We start from the raw sequence: 21,352 nt of genomic DNA, 5'->3' as shown, positions 1-21,352 counted from the left end.
TAAGCGCTATATTTTATAGGATTTGTACCATCCAACGAAAAGAGGGGAATCGATGAAAAAGATTTTGGTTCGTGCGATGATCTTGGTTTTAACGCTTTCGGTATTTGCGGGCTGCAGCAATAACGCGGGCAAAGGCAATTCGGAAGGCAGCGCTGGCGAGAAGCCGGCAACGAATGCGCCTGGTGAGGAGAAGCCCTCCGAGCCGGTCAAGTTCTCCATCTCCATGCGTACGCTGAACGTAGCCTATGTCGAGAAAAATCCGGATATCAACAAAGACAAATACGTGCTTGAGCTGGAGAAAATGACGAATTCAGACCTCGACATCCGTCTCATTCCGCATAATGAATACCAAGATAAAATGATTCAAATGTTCGCAACGAACGACATTCCTGATGTGGTGCAAGGCAGCGGAGGCATTAGCGGCCCTGAGCTTGCGGGCGCAGTGGAGAACGGCGTGTTTCTCCCGCTTAACGACCTGCTCAAGGAATACGGCCCTGACCTGCTTAAGTTCATTCCTGAATCCGCGTGGGAGAGAATGACCGATGCGAAGACAGGCAATATTTACGGCATTCCTGAGGTGTTAACGAATCCTTCAAGGCGGGCAACTTGGATACGGACGGATCTGCTCAAGAAGGCGGGCAAGGAAATTCCGACAACGGTCGAGGAGACGCTTGATGTGCTCCGGGCGTTCAAGGAGCTGGGAGTCGAGCAGCCGTTCGCGGGCCGCCAAAACTTCAAATATGCGGATACGTTTTTTGGCGCTTATGATGTACTCGGTTATCTGAACCAATTTAAAGTGTTCCCGGACGGTCAGGTGAAGCCAAGCTTCTTCGACGTTGAAAATATGAAGAAGGCAATCGGCGTCTACAAGACGATGCATGACGAGGGATTAATCAGCAAGGAATTCGCAACGATTGAAAGTACCGATTTCAAAAGCATCGTTACGAGCGGCAAGGCGGGCATATGGTCGATGAATGCCAATGAGCTGCCGATCTGGGGCGCCCAGCTTAAGCAAAACGTGCCTGATGCGGAAGTAGCGCTTATTCCGTCACCGGTTGGTCCTGACGGCAAAGGCGGATACGCGCATTACAATCCGGTTACGCGTTCTTTCTATATCAATGCGAAGGCAAAGGATAAAGCGGCCGACATCGTTAAGTTCTTCAACTGGATGGTTAGCGAGAAGGCGGAGTTGTTCTTCAGCTTCGGCATCGAAGGCGAAGACTACCAAGTCACCAACGGCGAGCCGGTATTTGAGGTTCCAACCGATACGGCTGGCACGGATAAAATGCGTTATCTCAACTACTGGCTCTGGATGGTGCAGGATACAACCAATAATAAACGCGTATCCGAGCTTTCGGATTCCGGCAAGCAGCTTATTGATGCTTTTGACCATATGCTGGCGAAGGAAGGCCGCAGAGGGCTTGAATTTGACCCTCGTCTGGAGGCGCTCGTTCAATATCCGGATTTAAATCCGAAATCTGATGAAATGCCTCCGCTTATTCTGGAGCGCGTGCTCAAAATGGTATACGGAAGAGAACCGATCGACAATTATGAGAAGCTGCTTGATGAGTATTTGTCCAAAGGCGGCAAGGAGATTATCGAGCAGGCAACCGCGCGCTACAAAAGCGGTGAGAGCGCTTTCGAATAAGGTTTACGGAGAGGAGGCTGTTGCTTTACTATGAGGATACAAGAGGACTCTTCGCAGCCAGCTTAAGCTGGCTGAGGGAGCATCCAGTCCGAAGGGGGAAAGCTCCATGCACCGCATTCTCGTTGTCGACGATGAGCCTATGATCCGCAAAGGATTGGAAAAGCTTATTCAGCAAGCCGAACCTTCTAATATTCATACCGATACGGCCGAGAACGGCGTAGATGCTTTGGAGAAAATCCGAAGCAGCAGACCTACTATACTTTTTACCGATATTCGGATGCCGCGCATGGATGGGCTTGAGCTATGCCAGCGCATGCAGGAGCAATATGGCGATATTCCGATTGTCGTCGTCTCCGGTTACGGCGATTTCGAGTATGCGCAGAAGTGCATGTCTTACGGCGTAAAGGAATACTTATTGAAGCCTGTAACGAAGGCAGGGGTGCAGGGGGCGGTAAGCAAGCTGCTTGCAGGCCTTGCAGCAGATAGTGAACGCGCTTACATCTCGCTCTCCCAATCCGAGCAATGGCTGGAGCGGCTGGATGAAGCAATCTGGCATTTGAAGGATGAAGGGATTCGCGAGGCGATCGAAGAGATACGGCTTTACTGCAGTTCGCGGCGAATTGACGACCGGCAGCGGGAGCAGCTGCTGCATGAGCTGCTTGCCAAGCTGGTGAAGCAAATTTATCAGCGCGATATTTATAAGATGGATTGTGATGAGCTGCTTGCGGAAGCGTCGAGGCAAACGAGCTTCGACGAGTTTGAGCAATCGGTGCAGGGGCTTATGAAGCTCATTCGCGCGAAGCGCAAGGGGCTCGCGAGGGAACCGATCGAGGAAGCGAAGGCCTATATTGAGCGCAATCTCTCCAAGGAGCTGTCCTTGGAGGAGGTTGCCGATATGCTGGGCTTAAACGCTTCTTATTTCAGCCAGCTGTTTAAGCAGATGACCGGTGAGACGTTCGTCCATTACCGTATCAAGCGGCGGATGGAATTAGCGAAGAAGCTGCTTGCCGCTGCGCATCACAAAATAACGGATGTCTCGTATGAGGTAGGTTATGCGGACCATCCCCATTTTACAAAGACGTTCAAGAAGTTTACGGGTTATACGCCCTCTGAATACCGGACGACGCTGGGGATTGAATGATGCGAAGAAGCCTGTCGCGCCAAATGTTCGTTTACTTTATTATCGTTATTTTGCTGTCGCTGTCGATGGTCGGCATCTTCTCGTACATGGAGTCGTCGCGTGCCATCGATAAGCAGGTTGAGAAATATATGACGACGGTCATCGATAATGCAGCCATGCAGACCGACAACCATCTGGCTACCTTCGAGCGGGTAAGCAACTCGATCCTTTCGCAGCAGCTGGTGAAAAAATTTCTCGATATGGACCCGGCCGACAGCTATGAAAATTACCAGTTCACAAGCCAGATCCGCAAGGAAGTATTCGAGAAGGTGTTCATTACTTATCCGACGCAGATTCATATGATTTATATACTCGGGTATCATGGACGGTCTATCTTTGACCAGAATCAAAGCTTCTCGTCATTATCGCTTGATCCGTCCGCACGTCTGGCTGAGCTGAATGAGAAGACGCCAGGCAGCGGCGAGATTGCGATTCTGAAGACGAGCCTGCTGGGTAAGGATCAGAACAAGGTCATTACCCTGGCTCGCAAAATCCGGGGTTATTCGTCATACAATCCGAAGGGCGTGCTTGCCATTGAGTTTAATGAGCAGCAGCTCAGCAGCTTGTGGAATCAAGTCGAGCTTGGCGAGCAGGGCTTCTTCTTCATCCTCGACCGCCAGGGTAAGGTCATCTACGCCCCGGAGAACGACACGATGGAGGCGATGCTGCAATCGGATATTCCAGAGCGGCTCGTTGCAGGCGGCGATCAACGGTTCAACGAGCGGGTGAACGGGGAGCCGACGATGATCATCTCGCGAAAATCCGAATATTCGGGATGGAGCCTTGCGATCTCGATGCCGCTAAAGGAGCTGCGCGGTCCCATCTCGAGCATTCGTTCGACGACGATAACGGTTGGACTCGTGACGCTCGTCATCGCGCTTTTTCTTGCCATAAGGTTTGGCAGATCCATTGTGAGCCCTATTCGCATCTTGAAAAACGGGATGCGGGAGACGGAGAAGGGCAACTGGAAGAGCATCGAGACGAAGCCTAGGGCAGACGAGATCGGCGGCCTAATCCATAGCTACAACCTGATGGTAAGCCGGCTGTCGGAGATGATCGAGCGCGTATATGATACGGAGCTTCACAATCAGAAAACGCAGCTTGAGCTGCAGGATAACCAGCTTGAACGGCAGAAGGCGGAGTTTCAGGCGCTGCAGCTGCAGATCAATCCGCACTTTCTGTACAACACGCTGGAGACGATCAATTGCTACGCGATCGTTCAGGATTCTGCGGAAATATCGGAGATGGTGGAAGGGATGGCATTCATGCTCCGTTATTCGGTTCAGACGAATCTAGAGGAAATTACGATCGCAAATGAGCTTAACCATGTCCGCAACTATATGATCATCCTAAAGCATCGGATCGGGCGGGATTTTGAGATCGATGTGGCGATTCCGCCAAGGCTATTGCTCGCGAAGATGGTGCGGCTCACGCTGCAGCCGCTTATCGAAAATATTTTTCAGCATGCATTTCCAAATGGAATGGAAGCCCGGCATGCGATTCGCATTGATGCGATGGAGCAAGGGGATAAGCTGCTTGTTGTAGTAGAGGATAATGGCTGCGGCATGACGGAAGCAAAGCTTGAGGAGCTGCGGGTTCGGCTGCTTCAAAACCGGCTTGCCGACGATGGCCATGAGTTCAAGAGAAAAGGCGGAATCGGTGTCGTTAACGTGCATCGCCGCATCCAGATGGTGTTCGGGGAAGCGTATGGATTAGCGATTGAGAGCCGGCAAAATGAAGGCACAAGGATCATCATGTCCATGCCAAAACAATATAACGGCGGCGGCCTGAAAGAGACGCTGCGGGAGGAGCAATAACGATGCATATTGATCTTACGGGGAGAATAGCGCTCGTCACGGGAGCTTCGGGAGGAATCGGACGAGGGGTAGCTAGCATGCTTGCGTCAAGCGGGGCAAAAGTGGCGCTCAATTATTTGAGCAGCCGCGCGGGAGCGGAGGAAGCAGTTGCCGCTATTCGTGCTGCGGGCGGCACGGCGGAAGCGTTCCAAGCGGACGTGACGAAGCCGGAGCAGATTGAGGAGATGGTACGCGCAGTCGAAGCTTCCTTCGGGAGCAGCATCGACCTTCTCGTAAACAACGCGGGACATTTGGTCCAGCGTCTGGCGAATGAGGAAATGACGGAAGAGCTGTATGCGAAGGTCATGGACGTAAATTTAAAAAGTGCGGTATTCGTCAGTAAATTCGTCATTCCCGGCATGAAAGCGAAGGGCAGGGGGAGCATCGTCAATGTCACGTCGATCGCGGCGCATAACGGCGGCGGACCAGGCGCATCCATCTATGCAGCGAGCAAGGCAGCCGTACTTACTTATACGAAAGGGCTTGCCAAGGAGCTTGCCGCGAGCGGCATTACGGTGAATGGTGTGTCGCCGGGCTTTATCGGGCAGACGGCATTCCACGATACGTTCACGCCCGATGCCGCCCGCAAGGCTACCGTGCAGGGCATTCCGCTCGGGCGCGAAGGGACGCCGGAGGATGTTGCGGGCGCCGTGCTTTTCCTCGCATCGGAGCTTTCTTCCTATTTGACGGGAGAGACGATCGAAATAAACGGGGGCATGTTCATGCGATGAGCATCCGGGGGAAGGCTGAAATGTATGGTTGGTGCGCGGATGCGCTGAAGGAGCTGGCGGCTGAGCTGGATCAGGTTACGGCTGCCGCAGAGCATCAGCGTGAACCGGCTATTCCAATGGAGCCAGGCGGTTGGTGGCATAGCTATGTATGCCCTGCCCATCATTCGGAGCTGCTGTTCGATCCGCTTGAAGAAGATGCGGCTGTATTTACTTGTCCCCATGGGTGTGAGCTGAGCGGCGAGCCTTATCGAGGGGCATGGCTTGTGTTCAAGCATCAGTCGCTTGCAAGGCATGCGCTGCAAGCGGCCGCTGTATTTGCAGCTACCGGCGAAGGGCGTTATGCCGATCTTGGGCGATCGATCATCGTCCGGTATGCGCAGCAATTCCCGCATTATCCGGTTCATCCCGCTGCATCTCCATGGATGCTGAAGGGCAGAGCTTTCCATCAGGCGCTAACGGAAGCGATATGGGCTACGACGTTGATTAGGGCGTATTTGCTGCTCGTTGACGAAGGAATCTCCTTCCACGAGGAAGAGGAGACGCTTCATGCTTTTTTTGCGATGCTGGAGAGCAGCATGCTGGAATATCATGCGATCTTGACCAATGAGCGGGGCAATCCCGAGAACAATTACACAGCTTGGCTTAACGCTGCTTTGTCTTGCGTATACGCGGCTCGCGGCGAACGGCAAAAGCTGCTGGCGCAGCTGGATGACGAGGGCGGCTTCCGCCATCATCTCTCGATTGCGGTGAAGCCTGATCAGCTGGAGTTTGAAGGAAGCATATACTATCACGTTTTTGTGCTGCGCGCGTACTTGATTAGCGCTGAAATGGCGGCAAGGTTTGGAGAGGACTTGTACGGCTATAGCGGTGAGGCAGGGCAGTCTATTAGCGGCATGCTGGATGTGCTTGCCCAGCTTGCAGACGCGAGCGGCTCATTGCCTGCGCTGCATGACGGACCTTATTGGCGAGAGCCATATGCTAGGGAGCTGGCCGAGATTTTCGAAATCGGATTGGCGCAATACGGCAACGAGGACATTTTGCCGCTGCTGAGCAAAGTCTATGGTCAGCTAACCCCGGATGCTCCGTCTCGCAGTGGGCTGGAAGCTGTTCTATATGGAACGGGAGATTGGAAGTTAAAGCCGCGAAAAGAGCAAATGGAAACCGTTTTGCTGAAAAGCAGCGGTTTTGCCGTACTCGCGCATGAACGCAATAAGCTGTCCTGCCTGCTCGATTTTGGTTCGCATGGCGGCTCGCATGGCCACTATGACAAGCTGAATCTGATGCTCAGCCACCGCTCGTATCCGCTCACGCCAGATCGCGGCACTGTGCCTTACGGTTCCCGGCTAAAGAAGGAGTGGTATCCGCATACCGCATGCCATAATACGGTCAGCATCGGCGGGCGCTCGCAGTCCGAAGCGCAGGGCGCTTGCATAAAGCATGAAAAAGAACAGAGCCGCTCATACGCTTGGATACGTACTGGCGATGCTTATGAAGGCGCCGTTCTCGATCGCCATGTGCTCGTTAATGACTTGTGGGTGCTGGACTGGTTCGAGGTTCGGTTAGTGGAGAAGCAGCAGGTGGATTGGTGGTTTCATTATGTTGGCGTGGGGGATTCGGGCATAGGCGAAAGACATTACAAGAAAGATCCGGCTTCAATGCCGAAGCCGCTTGGCGAGCATGACGGCTACGCATATGTACAAGCGATAAGCCGCTTTGAAACGTCAGCCCCACGAGCGTATAAGGCCCGAATTGAACAGCAGACCCAGCTTAAAGAGCAATCATCCCCTGAGGCAGTATCTGTCACTCTTTGGGCTGATGCAGGTTCATCGCTTCTTCATGTGCTGACACCAGGAATAGCAGTAGATCCGTCACAGCGGTCCGAGGGACTTCTGCATCGCCAAGTTGGCGATAACGTCCGCTTTATCGCCGTGTATGCATGCGGGAATGACGCTCCGCAGCTGCGATGGACGGAAGCGGGTGAGCTAATCGTCAGCTTGGGCGGAGAAGAGAATGGGGCTGGCAGCATTTATGCGTTAACGGACGACGGTTTGAAAGAGAGAGGGATGCTGCGATGAACAAATTGTTTGAGCCGCTCAGCGGCAAGCTGTCCGTACCTTATGAGCCGAGCGAGCAAACGAAGCTGCTAGAGAATCCCCCTAGATTTACATGGATGCCGGCAAGGCTCGAAGATGACCGTTATGTGCTGCAATATGCGCCAACTGGCAGCTTCGAACAGGAGCAGACGGTTACGGTACATCAGGTTCCCTATAATTTATATACGCCGGATCACCTCTTTGCGCCCGGGCGGTATTACTGGCGTTACGCCTTGTTGGCGGAGGGGGCGGGAGCTCAGTCGAATTGGAGCAAGACAAGGTCGTTCACCGTGCCGGAAGGGCTGCCGGAGACGCCGCTCCCTGCAAGGCAAGACCGCTATCAAGAGACATCAACTGCCCGCCCTAGGCTGTGGCTAAGCCATGAGAAATTGCTGTCATTCCGCACGGAGCTTGCAAAGGACGCTTCTTATTGCGGCTGGGATGTCTTTTATGAACAGTCGGTTAAGCCATGGCTGCATAAGGAGCTCATTGCCGAGCCAGAGCGTTATCCAGGCAACAAACGTATCGCGAGGTTATGGCGCAAAATGTATATGGATTGTCAGGAGACGTTATATGCAATTCGCCATCTGAGCGTCGCAGGCGTCATCACCCAAGACGCTGGCATGATTGAGAAGGCAAAAAGCTGGCTGCTCCATGTCATTTCGTGGGATACGGAAGGGACAACTTCGCGCGATTACAACGATGAAGCGGCGTTTCGAATTGCCGGAGCGGTTGCATGGGGGTATGACTGGCTGCATGGCTATCTCTCCGATGAGGAGCGGGCTGCAGTACGAGCCAATCTGCTGCGCAGGACAGAGCAAGTAGCCCACCATGTCATTGACCGTTCCAAAATCCATCACGTACCGTATGACAGCCATGCTGTCAGGTCGTTATCCTCGGTGCTTACGCCGGCCGGCATCGCGCTGCTGCACGAGGAGCCGCAGGCGCGGGAGTGGCTCGATTACACGCTGGAATACTACTCCTGCCTCTATTCGCCTTGGGGCGGCGAGGACGGAGGCTGGGCAGAAGGACCGCTTTATTGGACGACCGGGCTTGCCTTTGTAATCGATGCGATCAATCTCATTCGAGGCTTCACAGCCGTTGATCTGTTCAAAAGGCCGTTTTTTGCAAGGACTGGCGATTTTCCGTTATATTGCGCAAGTCCGTGGACGACGCGCGCAAGCTTCGGCGACCAATCTAACCTAGGCGAGCCAACCAGCTTGAAGACCGGCTTTAACATTCGCCAGTTCGCTGGGCGAAGCGGCAACGGGCTTTATCAATGGTACTACGAGCAAACGGCTGCTTCCGACAAGGACGCGGATTCGAAATTTTATAATTACGGCTGGTGGGATTTTCGCTTCGACGAGCTGTTGTATAACCATGATTATCCGGCGGTGCGGGCGATTGCGCCTACACGGGAAGCCATTAAGCCGGTCAAATGGTTCCGCGATATCGGGTGGGTAGCGATGCATCACCGGATGGATGATCCAAGGGAGCATATTATGCTGCTAGCAAAAAGCAGCCGTTATGGCTCGATTAGCCATAGCCACGGCGACCAAAATGGGTTTCTGCTGCATGCCTATGGCGAGCCGCTCGCAATCGAGAGCGGCCATTACGTCGCATTCGGCAGTTCGATGCATGTGAATTGGCGCCGGCAGACACGGTCAACCAACAATTTGCTGATCGACGGCACCGGCCAATATGCAGGCAATAACAAAGTAGAATGCATGGAAGCAAGCGGAAATATAGAGGAAGCTTACTATTCGGAGGCGGGCGGAGGCTTCGGCTACACGCGAATGGATGCCACGGCTGCTTATAAGGTGAACGTACCTTATTTGAAGCGGTACATGCGAGAAATATACTTTTTTAATCAATCCTACGTTGTTATCGTCGATTATGTAGATTTGACACAGCCAGCTAAGCTGGACTGGCTTATGCACACGCTGAACGAGATGCAGCTATCGGGTCAAACTTTCCGTGCAAGAGGCAAAGCGGCGGATATGGATGGTCGTTTCGTTTACTGCTCATCGGGCAAAATGACGTTATCGCAGCATGATCAATTTACGGATGTAGATCCCTCCGAGCTGGAAGGGCTAGAAAATCAGTGGCATTTGAGCGCGGGTACTAACGCCGCGGCAAGCCACCGCATCGTGACGCTGCTCGTGCCGATGAAGAAGGGGGAAGAGAAATACGTCTCCTATTTCCTCGACGATCAGGATCACGGCGTCCATATTTATTTTACGAATGAGGATGGCATTACGCAGAAGATTGAAGTATCCAAAGCTTATTAAGGAGCGTTCGATTAACTCGGGGCTGCCCGTTTATAGAAGCATTGCTGCCATCAGGTGGCAGTGCTTTTTTTTGTGCTTTGCCAATTACGATTGAAAAAATCATAAAGCTGACCGATTATATCAAAATGCCTGTATAAGTATAAAAAATCGGGTTTTTGTTATATAGCTTCAACATTTTACCAGCGGTAGAATGTACATGAGCAGAACGGGATGCGGTTGCTGCTGGAGTCGAAGGCGGCTTTAGAGATATTCCGCAAGGGTTAGATGTCAATTTGTTATGGGAGGAAGAGCATGTCGCAAGCAACGACGAAACAACCGTACGCAGCGATGCCGCCGGAGCAGAAGCTGATTAGAAAAAAGAGTTTTTTCAATCGTTTATTCAAGCAACTGGATGTGAAGCTGATGGTTTGGCCAGGCGTATTGCTGGTTTTTGTATTTTCATACATTCCGATGTATGGCATTTTGACTGCGTTTATGGATTACAACATTTTTACAGGTGCCAAAATATTTGAAAATCCTTGGGTCGGATTTAAGCATTTTGAAGCGTTTTTTAACACGCCGGATTTTGGAACGATTTTTATTACTTACTTGCCGCATTTTATGTCCTGGGTCATTGTTGGGGGCTTAGTTATGGATTATATGGATTATATTACGGCGAGATGGCAAGCGAAGTTAAAACTGCTAAACGATGAGTAACGCAGCTTACGTTTATTAGGGTGGGATGTTTTCATGTTCAAGGTGCTGTTGGTCGATGACGAGGAGCTTGATCTGGAAAGAATGAAACGTTTTATTCCATGGTCTGAGCTTGGCATGGAAGTAAAGGGAAGCTTTAACAATGCATTATCTGCGTGCGAAATCATAGATGGGCATCCCAGCGTCCTTATGTCGGAGCTGTTCAACAGCATCGACTATGCGAAGCTAGGCGAAGGCAGCATATTGACCGTTATGGATTCAACCGGGAAAATTATTTTTGCATCCGGGAAAACTGCGGAAGGGCAATACGATTATTTCACACAGGGAAAGACCGGCAACGAGTCAACAGGCTCGTTGCCGGTCTTTTTTGTCATGGCTGATTAACGGCTACTTCAACAACCATAGAGCAGGAACGTTTGCTGGCTCCCAGCTCACGATTGAAGTATGCGCCTGACGACACTCGTAAACGGAACCGTTGTACGTTACGAGTGTTCCAGTCGAATAAGCCGTATTAGGTGCCCATGCAGGAGCTGTGGAAGCCGCTGCTGTTGTGCCATTGACCGTGCTGGCAGCCGACTGGTTGCCGGCAGCATCGACTGCATACACATTGAATGTGTAAGTCGTGCTTGCAGCGAGGCCTGTCACCGTATAGGAGGATGCTGTGCCTGCAACAGTTGCGACCAAAGTTGAGCCGCGGTAGATTTTGTACCCGGTCACGCCTACATTATCGGTAGATGCGTTCCACATCAGCATTAAGCTCGATGAGGTCGGTGCTCCCATCACATGCAGTGCGCCTGGCGCAGTCGGCGCTTGCGTGTCGTTGCCGACAGGCGCGTTTGTCGTTACGGAAATAGAGTTGCTCGCGCTGGAGGCATTGCCCGCTGCGTCTACCGCCTTAACATTAAAGGTATAAGCGGTATTTGCCGTTAAGCCTGTTACATTGTAGGAGAGCGTCGTGCCGGATACCGATCCAACTAGGGAAGATCCGTTGAAAATGTTATAGCCGGTAACCCCGACATTATCCGTTGAAGCATTCCAAGCGAGCGATACGCTGTTGGACGTTTTGGCTGGTGACGTTAAGGAAGATGGCGCAGTCGGCGCCTGTGTATCGCCTGGGTTCGTTCCGCTGAAATTAACGTCAATGACGTTATAGAAAGCGTTTACAGTATCGGCGATTTCCCAAACCGCTAGAATGACCTGATAGCCGGTACGGGCAGGCACGTTGCAAGTGTTCGAATAGGAGAATGGCGGTTGACCGCTGTAATTCACGGAGCAGAACGGCGTTAAATCGAAGGAATCACGAGTAAGCGCGGCATTCGGATTCCAGTTTTGTTTCGTAATATAGTACTTCCAGCTTGTTGTTGAATGATTGGCTGTAAGCTTCCAAGTAAATGTATTTTGACCGGAGGAAATGTTTACTTTCGACCAGCGGGTTGCCGATTGCTCATCAAGCTTAGGGAATGCTCCGTTTGCGCTGGCGATTTTGCCGTCTGCAGGACCTGCAGCTGGGAATCCTTTAGGCGCCTCTAGACTTTGAGGTTCATAGATTATCGATCCACAATCCGTGTTTTGTCCAGATTTACATAGAGCTGCACGACTGGCAGGCCCTTCAACATAACCGTGGGCAAAAAGCTGTTGCGAGAAAAGCGTTAATCCAAGAGCAGTAATTAGCATAATGCTGAAATAAGTACGGAAATGCTTTACTTTTAACTGAGCTAAACGAATGGTTGACAATGGGTTAACCTCCTTCAAATTGGGTATTGCCGATACGTTTAAGCGCTTAAACAAATAGCAAATAAACGTGTCGTGAAACACTACCGTTGATGGGGGAACAGAGCCTCCTTTCTTAGAAAGCTGTATATATAAACTCAAGTTTGAGTTCATATCAAGGGTGGTTAATGGAGTTTAAAGCTATGAATTGGCCATTCGCGAAGCATCGTGATTTACGGGCAGGAACATTCTCGGAGGGGGAGTGGATATATTTGTCATACCAACTGCGACTGAAATCAGTGTACTACACTTTTTTAATAATTATGAGAGTATTTTGGATTATTTAATCAAAAACATGATTTATGATGTCAATATCAAGAAATAATTGTTCAAAATAATTAAGCGTTTGTGCGCAGCTATTGACTTTTTTCGGGCAATCGGATGAGAAAATAGCGCTTCATTTTTTATAATATATGTAAAAAAGAATAGGACTTTAGTATCAAAAAAAGATAGGTGGCTCGTCCAGCTAGCTTTTTTAACCGGAGCCGTCATAACCGCTGCACCGCGCTGCAGCGGCCATAAGAGCGGTTTGAGCACGATGAATTTGCGCAATGAAGGAGCGAAGGGCGTCCGAATCTCTTAGATATCGCTTGGCCCAATCCAATAGTATTTTTTTACCCCTTGACCGCGAATAGCCACATATTTTTACCCCCGTTAAGAGAGATATTAACCCCTTATTTTACCAAATACCCCATTGAAATGAACTAAACAATCCCATAAAATTTTAGTAACAGCAGGAAACAGCATTTACTAAAATAACACTATTTTAAGGGGGATTAACAAAAATGTTTAAAAGTTCAAAATTATTTTTTTCTTTAGCTCTTATCTGCGTTTTGCTTTTGTCAGCATGCGGCAACAACGGAAATAACGGAAACAATACGGCTGGCAGCACTGCAGAGCCAAGCTCGACGCCGGCAGACGAAGCAACGAAAGCGCCTGAAGCAGCACCGGTTAAGCTTCGCGTATTTTCCACATTCGGCGGCACTGACCCTGGTAAAGTAGCGTTTGAGAAAGTTTTGAAAGAGTTCACGGATGCGAATCCTAACATTACGGTTGAAAACGACATCATGTCGGCGAATGACGACGGCTTCAGAACAAAAGTAAACACGGATATGAACAGCGGCAACGAGCCGGATCTATTGTTCTACTTTATCGGCAAAGATGCTGAAGGCTTTGTAAACGCTGGCAAAACGGTGCCGTTAAACGACATCCTGGATGCAGACCCAGAATGGAAAGGCGGCTTCATTCCTGATGCGCTTGAGCTTGCTAAACAAGCGGACGGCAAAATCTACTCCATCCCTGTAACAGGCTTCTACGAAGGCATGTTCGTAAACAAAAAGCTGTTCGCAGACAACAATGTGGAGCTTCCTACAGACTGGGAAAAGCTGAAAACAGCTGTTAAAGCTTTAGCTGCCAAAGGCATTATTCCAATCTCCGCGCCATTCGACCAATCGCACTACCTAATCGAGCATTCGATTCTGTCTGCTGCTGGTCCTGAAAGCCAAGCGAAAGGTTTGAAAGACGGAATCGATCCGAACTGGGAGCTTGGCTTGTCAGGCTTGAAAGAGCTTTATGACCTCGGCGCATTCCCTAAGGATGCTGCAACAATCGATCTTGGTATGGCTCAGAACTATTACTACGAAGGTCTTGCAGCGATGCTGATTGAAGGTTCATGGGCAATTGGCGGCATGAGCGATGAGCGCAAAGCCGAGACTACAGTACTTCCGTTCCCTGCTATCGCTGGCGGCAAAGGAAGCGGCAATGATATCGTAGGCGGATTCGGTACTGGTTTCTATCTAGCTCAAAAAACGTTTGACGACGCTAAGAAAAAAGATGCCGCAATCGCATTGTTGAAACATGTGACGTCGAAAACAAGCATTCAAACGATCGCTCAAGCGAATGGCGGAACACCTGCGGCTGACGTTGAAGTTACCGGCCACCCGCAAGTTGTGCTTGACGGATTTGCAATGGCTGCTAAGGCTGCTTCCATCAGCATGCCGGTAGACAGCAAAATGTCTCCTGAAACGTTCACAACGATCCGTTCATTCATCAAACCGATCGTAACAGGCGAGAAAACGCCAAAAGAGGCACTTGAGGCCGCTAAAAAAATCGAGGATGCGAATAAGTAATTCCCAATAATCTTGTCACGCTCCAAATGATACTCGCCGCCCCTCTGCATGCAAGGGCGGCGCTATCATTTCAAGATCAAAAAAAATGACACCGTAGGTGATTGTATGAAGGGCGATCGGAAGTATATCTTTTTATTTTTGTTTCCAGCCGCGGTTTTAATGTCCATCTTTATTTATTATCCGTTTCTTAAAAGCATATATTTGAGCTTCTTTCGGACAAATGGTTTCTTTGATAAGAAGTTCGTCGGATTTGAAAACTACAAGCGGCTTTTTTCGGATGAAATGCTGGGAGCGGCTACGCTCAACACGTTGGAGATTATGCTCTATGTCGTTATTTTCCAGGTTGGCATCGCATTGGTATTAGCCGTTATGGTGGATAGCATTAAGTGGGGAAAAACATTTTTCCGTACCGTATTCTTTTTCCCAATCGTTATCTCCGGCGCAGCCATTTCTTTGATGTTCGTGTTGATTTACAACTATCAATTCGGATTATTGAACAGCGCTTTGGCTAAGTTCGGATTGGAAAAAATATTGTGGCTAAGCGAGACGGGCGCCTTGCGGGCGATCGCGGTTCCAACCGTATGGCATTATGTTGGCTTTTATTTCATCTTGTTCCTTACGGCGATGTCCAAGATTCCTTCGGATTTCTATGAGGCAGCGAAGATGGAAGGCATCTCCGGCATTAAGAAAACCGTTTATCTAACGATTCCGCTTATTGTGAGCGATATCAAGGTCGTTTTGATCTTGGCGATTACCGGTACGCTTAAAGTATTTGATTTCATTTGGATTTTGGCTAGGGGACAGAACGGCACAGAGGTGCTCGGAACCTACATGTACAAGAAGGCGTTAATCGACTTGAACTTTGGCTATGGCTCAACGGTTGCGATTTTTATCGTCGTATTCGGCGTTGTGCTGTCGGTTATTACGAACCGTCTGCTCAAAAGAGAAGAAATTACCTACTAACTGTGGAAGGGGGGGCCGGAAATGCAACAAATGAATATGGAGACGCGCACAGTGAAAAAAGCAACGACGGAAAAACGTTTTTCAGCGAGTGGTTTTTTTGTATATCTTTGCTTGAGCTTATGGGCTTTAACGACCATTTATCCGTTGTTCTGGGTCGTAAACAATTCGTTTAAAGTGTCCAGAGAGGTTATGAACAACTCCTTTGGCTTCGCATCAAAACCTGTCATGAGCAACTACGAGAATGCGTTTGACCGCATCAATATGGGGCAGAGTTATATGAACAGCTTGATTATGTCCATAAGCGGCGTGTTGCTCGTATTGGTATTCGGCGGTTTGGCGGCATATGTTATCGCAAGATTCCGATTTCGGGGCAGAAACATTATTTTCTCCCTGCTTGTCGCAACCCTATTGATTCCGACGTTCGCGACGATTGTACCGGTTTATGAAATACTTATCAAATGGAAGCTGGTTAATACTTACTTAGGACTGATTCTTCCTCAAACCTCAGGCAATCTAGCTTTTGCAACGTTGGTAATTGCCGGATTCATGGCCACCATTCCGAAGGATTTAGAGGAAGCGGCATTTATAGATGGATGTAATCGCTTCTCCATGTTTACGAAAATATTTTTACCGATATCAAGACCAGTATTTGCATCTGCAAGCATTTTCGTGTTCCTATGGTCCTACAACGATTTGTTCTCCTCGTTAATTTTCGTAAACAAGGAAAATGTACGTCCGATCGTTGCTCTGCTTAATGAGATTAGTTCACAATACGGAACCGATTTTGGACTTATGGCGAGCGCCGTTTCCCTTACGGTCATTCCAGTGTTAATTATATACTTGTTTATCCAGCGGTTTATTGAGAAAGGCTTGACTGAGGGCGCAATTAAAGGTTAATGGATCGAAAAACTCCCGCAATGGCTCATTGCGGGAGTTTTTGCGTCGCGGGTCTGCTGCAACAAAATCCGAAGCTATTTGAACTGCTCACGCACTTCAGAAGGGTAATTACCAAAGTATTGGGTAAATAGCTTCGTGAAATGGCGCGGGCTGTAATAGCCGACTTGTTCGGCTATTTTCTGAATCTGCAGGTTCGGCTGGGAAAGCAGCAGCTCTTTCGCCTTAAGCATACGGGTTTCAATTAAATATTTGGTGAAGGTGGTGCCGTATTTTTTGTGGAAAATCGCGCTTAAATAGTTCGGGCTCATCCCGATCTCATCCGCGATTTGGGCAATTCCGATGTCATTCATATAATGCTGGTCGACATAAGCGATCACCTTTGCGATCAAATCCCCTTGTTCTCTGTTCGCATCAGACATGACATGCAGCATATTAGTTCCGCATGCCTGCAGCTTTGGCATCCAATCCCGCAAGCTCTCCCCAGTAAGGGAGGAAGGGAGCTGACGGTCTAAGCAAGCGGCGGCGCAAGTCCAATCGGCAGGTTTGCTTGGGACAAAGCTTTTTAATTCTTTCTCAAATGCAGCAAGCGCCTTCGCATAGTTCAAATAGTCTTTTTGCAAATAGAGCTGTGATACCCGGTTCAGGCAATTGCCTACTCTCAGATGACCTTCGAGATTGTCGAGCTGCAGCAGCTCCTCACATTGATGCAGCTGCCCAAGCGGCAGCAGCGAGAGCAAAGGCATCATATGGTGAAGCTGGACGACTGCCTCTTTGACCGTACCTGCATCCTTGCATACGGGAGCCTGCAGCGCATAAACCGATAACGATTCTGTGCTTGAAGCTTTGAAGCTAAATGCAAGCTGGCGGTTATATAAGGCAAGAGGCGATTCGCCGTCCGTTTCGCTATGCGGGTCCCAAGCTATGCAGGAGAGGGACGACCCTTGGGGCATTCTGATCAAGCAGCAGCGAATATCACTGCGGGCGAGCAGCGGTTTCATATTCTGCTGATGATACAGCATGAGCTGTGAGCCGGTATCCTCCTGTGATTGATTCGCCGCTGCTTTAAGCAAGGTGATGGAAAAACGGTATCGCTTCATTTTCTCAGGCAGCCGTAAATCGGAATGATCCCGCTCGCTTGTGCTGTGAATGACGGACAGCAGATCGTACTCGAACTGCCGGTTTAACCGCAGCATCACTTCGGTACGCTCCGCCAATACTTGCCTGACTGCCTGCTCCAGTTCAGAGTGATGCACCGGCTTAACCAAATAATCGGTGATCCCTAGCTGCAGCGCTTCTCTCGCATAAGCAAAATCATTAAACCCTGATATAATGACCCATTTTGTGTGCGGAGAAACGTTTTTCCCCATTCGTATCGCTTCAATGCCGTTAAGCTTGGGCATGCGGATATCGACGAATACAAGGTCTGGAAGATACTGCTCGACTAGCTTGAGTAATTCTTCGCCGTTTTTGGCTTCGCCTTTTATTTGAAGAGGGAGGTCCATCTCACTGAGCATGCTCACCAAAACGCGTCGCGCGAGCTTCTCATCGTCTGCTAGTATAATATTCATTTGTAATGGTCCTCCTTGATAGGGATATAAATATGGATCGTCGTCCCCATACCGACGCGGCTTTTGATCATAAGCTCGGAATCCGGGTGGGTGAGCTGAAGCCGGCTTCTCACATTCGCGATACCGATATGCTTCGATTCATTATTTGGCTTAATTTCAAAACCAACGCCGTTATCGGCAATCTCAATAGCGAGCAGCCGTCCTTCTTTTCCAATAACGATGCTGGCTATGACACGCACTTCATTCGGTTTATCGTCCGGCTCCGTGCCGTGAATGATTGCGTTCTCGACTAGCGGCTGCAAAATCAGCTTCGGCAGCTTGAAATTAGCAAGCTCATGATCATAATGAATGGATATAGTCAGATCATCCTCAAAGCGCAGCTGCTGCAGTTCGAGGTATTGGGATAAGAATGCGAATTCCCTCTCTATAGTTGACAGCGCATGATCCCGTAATATATAGCGGAGCATTCCACTCAAGGAGAATATGGCATTTTCCAGCTTCTTATTATCGCCGTTCCTGTTCAACGCGATAAACCCATTAAGTGTGTTATAGAGAAAATGAGGCTGAATTTGCGCCTGCAAAGCCTGGTATTCAGCATCCCGCTGTGCCAGCACAGCTTTATATTGCGAATTGATGAGCTCGTTGATCTGAGAGATCATGCTGTTAAGCGCCCCGCCTAGCTGAGCGATTTCATCTTTTCCTTTGCTCTCATATTGGACCTTCATATTTCCGCGTTTGACTTCCTTCATGACATGGAACATTCGTTTGAACGGTTCGACAATCCACTGCGATAAGTATAGGAAAAGAAGGAAAGTCACAAACAAACCGCCGAAAGATAGCAGAACCCCGATTTCGTAAATCCATCTTGTTTTTTCGTTGATTTCTGATTTATTCAATAAAGCGACGATGTTCCATCCAGCTGAATCAATCTGATTGTATACGGCCGCATATTCATCGTGGTTGTCTTTAATGGATTGCGGCTTCATTTTTATTTTTTGTATGATATTGGCTGATAAAGGCTTGTTGGCATAAATGATTTGATTGTTCTCATCCATAATAGCGACAATTGAGCTGACGTTAAAGTGAATATTTGCAGTTATCTTGCGCAAAACATTAGTAGCGGCGTCGGACATAATGACGCCAAGCGGCTGACCGGACTCTGGATCTTTGAGAAGCCGTGCAACTGAAAACACTTGAGCGGGTGATTCGCTGCTTAGATAAGATTGCGGATGCGAGTTGATGAAGGCCGCTTTGCCGTTCGCAGCTTCCGCTTTTTTGTACCAATCCTCCTCTTCGAAGGGATAATGGTCTATGAGGCTTAAAGTATGATCGCGGGAATTCAAGTAGGCTTGTCCAGTAATTGGGATGACAAGCGTGCTTATAATGTCTTCTCTCGTATTGCTGAAAAATGCAGATAGCGTACTCGTCAGAGCGCGATCGGTTTGCAGCCGGACATAATCATTGGCGGTATCGTATTGATTGCTTGCTTTAATTTTGAGAGCCTGAAGGATATTGTCATTCAAATAAGGAGAGGCGGTCAACCGCTCTAAATCATCGAAGTAGGTTTCAATATTTGCAGCAACTGCTGCCAATGTATTCGCTGACAACTGCTGCGTATCCTTCGTTAATAAGCCTTGGAAATAGTAGGGCAGGACGAAGGCCAGCACAATAAATGGTGTAACGATGCTGAGCGTATAGATGAGCGTTAATTTAAAGCGCATGGTATGAATAAAGTTCAACCGCAGCCCCTCCGATAATAAAATAGGTTGCCAATTCTCATGCATAGCATATGAAATCGCATTCAGGGATGTCAACCAGTTTGTCAGCGTTTTCAATATTTGGTGTAGAAATCAGCGCAGACTTCGTAGATCTTTAGCATATGGATGCATATGTCAGCCATGCTATTATGAAAGCGTAGTCAGACAACAAACATGAGGGGATTGAAAGAGATGAAAATGAAACAATCGAAAAAAATGATGTTGTTTCTAAGCGTGATTCTAGTATTTTTACTGACGGCTTGCGGATCACAAGGTTCGAATGAAAATGGAAGCGCTACAAATGCTACAAATGCTACTAATGCACCAACAACTAACAATTCTGAAAACAACAAAAGTGAGAAGCCGGTAACGATTACGGCATCAACTAACGTAGTAGGCGAGCAAGCGGCGCTGCTGCAAGAGATGACTAATAAATTTATGGAAGAAAACCCGAACATTAAAGTAGAGTTTTCCGCGCCGGGAAGCGAATACGAGAACATTATGAAGTTGAAGATGGCTTCCAACGAGCTTCCTGATGTATTCGCGACACACGGCTGGTCGCAAATTCGATACGGCGAGTATTTGGCGGATCTCAGGGATGAAGAATGGGTAAGCCGGTTGCATGAGGCGATCAAGCCAGCGGTAACGGATGCTGACGGCAAAGTGTATGCGCTGCCAATGGATCAAGATAAGTCTGGTATCGCATACAACGTCGAAGTGCTTGAAAAGTACGGTATTGAAGTTCCTAAAACGTATGACGAGCTCATGGCTGCGGCTGAGAAAATTAAAACAGAATCCAAAGGCGAAGTTATTCCGTTCCACATGGGAGGAGCAGACAGCTGGCCGATCGGACAGTTTTTCGATTACTTCGCGACTCCGCTCTATACAAGCGCAGAAGTGAATGATGGCGCGCAATTGAGCGATGGTACGTTTGATTGGAAAAAATGGGATCAAATGGCCCAAATGTTTTTGAATTTGAAAAAAGACGGCTATTTGAATCCGAATGTTCTGACAGCAAAATACAGCGACGATGCGCAAGCTCTGGCTGAAGGCAAAGCAGCATTCGCGTTTTACGGTTCTTATGTTATTGAGGAAGCAAAAACGTTTAACCCGAATTTCAAAGGCGGATTTATGCCGATTCCATCGATTCACGAAGGCGATACGCCAACCTTTGCAGGCGGCGAAAAAACGACGTTTGGCGTATGGAAGGATTCCCCGAACATCGACGCGGCTAAGAAATACGTAGCCTATTTCGCAAAACCGGAAAATATCGCAGCAATGGCTTCCTCGTTTGCGCTTCCTCCTGGTCTTGACGGCATTGAGGTTGAAGCGGGGGATCTAACTGGCTTCTACGAGAAATACAACGATATTCGTATCCTTCCTTATTTTGACCGCGTATTCCTGCCAAGCGGAATGTGGGATGTTATGTGCAAAAACGGCGCAGATCTGCTTGCGGGCGGTATTTCAATTGAAGAATTCTCTAAAAACATGCAGCAGGAATATGAGCGTCTTAGAGCAGTCAGCAAATAATTAACATTCGAATACGGTTATTAATGAGCAACATAGAAATCGGCATATGAAGATAGCTGCGGCCGCAATCGGCTAAGCCATTACGGCCGCAGATCATTTTCGAAAGAAAAGGCCGTATTTGTGGAAGGAGGTTTGGGGATGTCTGCTGATAAAGTTGCTGCTAAAGAGACAAATTACGTGCCTGGTCATGCGAATAAAACAAAATCAAACGGGCTCGGAGCAAAATTGTTTCGTTTTCCAGGCCTG

At 49.0% G+C, this 21,352-nt stretch carries 15 protein-coding genes; 12 read left to right on the top strand and 3 right to left on the bottom strand.

From position 1 onward, the window contains the following. Positions 1-52 precede the first annotated feature (52 nt). The 8 genes from A7975_RS13135 (at position 53) to A7975_RS34875 (ending at position 10,876) form a co-directional block, all read left to right on the top strand. Positions 53-1,648: an extracellular solute-binding protein gene (locus tag A7975_RS13135; protein ID WP_065385384.1), complete on the top strand. Its 1,596-nt coding sequence runs from the start codon at positions 53-55 to the stop codon at positions 1,646-1,648. A gap of 106 nt (positions 1,649-1,754) precedes the next feature. After that, entirely contained in the window at positions 1,755-2,789 is a 1,035-nt protein-coding gene (locus A7975_RS13130; protein ID WP_065385383.1) for a response regulator, read from the top strand. Next, positions 2,786-4,645: a cache domain-containing sensor histidine kinase gene (locus A7975_RS13125; RefSeq protein ID WP_065385382.1), complete on the top strand. Its 1,860-nt coding sequence runs from the start codon at positions 2,786-2,788 to the stop codon at positions 4,643-4,645. Before A7975_RS13130 ends, A7975_RS13125 begins: the two co-directional genes overlap by 4 nt. Before the next feature lie 2 nt (positions 4,646-4,647). Beyond that, on the top strand, positions 4,648-5,415 hold the full coding sequence (locus A7975_RS13120) for an SDR family NAD(P)-dependent oxidoreductase (protein WP_065385381.1): 768 nt from the start codon (positions 4,648-4,650) through the stop codon (positions 5,413-5,415). Further along, positions 5,412-7,490, top strand: a complete 2,079-nt coding sequence (locus tag A7975_RS13115; RefSeq protein ID WP_065385380.1) for a heparinase II/III domain-containing protein — start codon at positions 5,412-5,414, stop codon at positions 7,488-7,490. Before A7975_RS13120 ends, A7975_RS13115 begins: the two co-directional genes overlap by 4 nt. Then, positions 7,487-9,799, top strand: coding sequence for a DUF4962 domain-containing protein (locus tag A7975_RS13110; RefSeq protein WP_065385379.1), 2,313 nt, complete (start codon positions 7,487-7,489; stop codon positions 9,797-9,799). Before A7975_RS13115 ends, A7975_RS13110 begins: the two co-directional genes overlap by 4 nt. Before the next feature lie 291 nt (positions 9,800-10,090). Then, positions 10,091-10,495, top strand: a complete 405-nt coding sequence (locus tag A7975_RS13105) for a hypothetical protein (RefSeq protein WP_065385378.1) — start codon at positions 10,091-10,093, stop codon at positions 10,493-10,495. Between the two features lie 33 nt (positions 10,496-10,528). After that, a complete protein-coding gene (locus A7975_RS34875) occupies positions 10,529-10,876 on the top strand; it encodes a hypothetical protein (RefSeq protein WP_065385377.1) in 348 nt (115 codons plus the stop codon). Between the two features lie 3 nt (positions 10,877-10,879). Here the strand turns inward: A7975_RS34875 and A7975_RS13095 are convergent, their stop codons facing one another. Next, positions 10,880-12,226, bottom strand: coding sequence for a lytic polysaccharide monooxygenase (locus tag A7975_RS13095; RefSeq protein WP_065385376.1), 1,347 nt, complete (start codon positions 12,224-12,226; stop codon positions 10,880-10,882). An 821-nt stretch (positions 12,227-13,047) separates the two neighbouring features. On the opposite strand from A7975_RS13095, the gene A7975_RS13085 reads away from it, so the two are divergent. The 3 genes from A7975_RS13085 to A7975_RS13075 all read left to right on the top strand — a co-directional run bounded on the left by A7975_RS13085 (position 13,048) and on the right by A7975_RS13075 (position 16,251). Next, positions 13,048-14,391, top strand: a complete 1,344-nt coding sequence (locus A7975_RS13085; protein ID WP_065385374.1) for an ABC transporter substrate-binding protein — start codon at positions 13,048-13,050, stop codon at positions 14,389-14,391. Positions 14,392-14,496: 105 nt separating this feature from the next. Next, on the top strand, positions 14,497-15,354 hold the full coding sequence (locus A7975_RS13080; RefSeq protein ID WP_053377136.1) for a carbohydrate ABC transporter permease: 858 nt from the start codon (positions 14,497-14,499) through the stop codon (positions 15,352-15,354). Between the two features lie 21 nt (positions 15,355-15,375). Next, a complete protein-coding gene (locus tag A7975_RS13075; RefSeq protein ID WP_231637560.1) occupies positions 15,376-16,251 on the top strand; it encodes a carbohydrate ABC transporter permease in 876 nt (291 codons plus the stop codon). Between the two features lie 74 nt (positions 16,252-16,325). On the opposite strand, the gene A7975_RS13070 is transcribed toward A7975_RS13075, so the two are convergent. Both A7975_RS13070 and A7975_RS13065 read right to left on the bottom strand, forming a co-directional pair. Next, positions 16,326-17,819, bottom strand: a complete 1,494-nt coding sequence (locus A7975_RS13070; RefSeq protein ID WP_065385373.1) for a response regulator transcription factor — start codon at positions 17,817-17,819, stop codon at positions 16,326-16,328. Beyond that, positions 17,816-19,558, bottom strand: coding sequence for a cache domain-containing sensor histidine kinase (locus tag A7975_RS13065; RefSeq protein WP_176707726.1), 1,743 nt, complete (start codon positions 19,556-19,558; stop codon positions 17,816-17,818). The genes A7975_RS13070 and A7975_RS13065 overlap by 4 nt, the downstream gene beginning before the upstream one ends. A gap of 210 nt (positions 19,559-19,768) precedes the next feature. On the opposite strand from A7975_RS13065, the gene A7975_RS13060 reads away from it, so the two are divergent. Continuing rightward, positions 19,769-21,106, top strand: a complete 1,338-nt coding sequence (locus A7975_RS13060; protein ID WP_176707725.1) for an ABC transporter substrate-binding protein — start codon at positions 19,769-19,771, stop codon at positions 21,104-21,106. Positions 21,107-21,352: the final 246 nt, after the last annotated feature.

It is taken from the genome of Bacillus sp. FJAT-26390, assembly GCF_001682865.1.
Lineage (GTDB): Bacteria > Bacillota > Bacilli > Paenibacillales > Paenibacillaceae > Pristimantibacillus.
The sequence above is the reverse complement of the archived record's forward strand: the minus strand, read 5'-3'. Positions and strand labels throughout refer to the sequence as shown.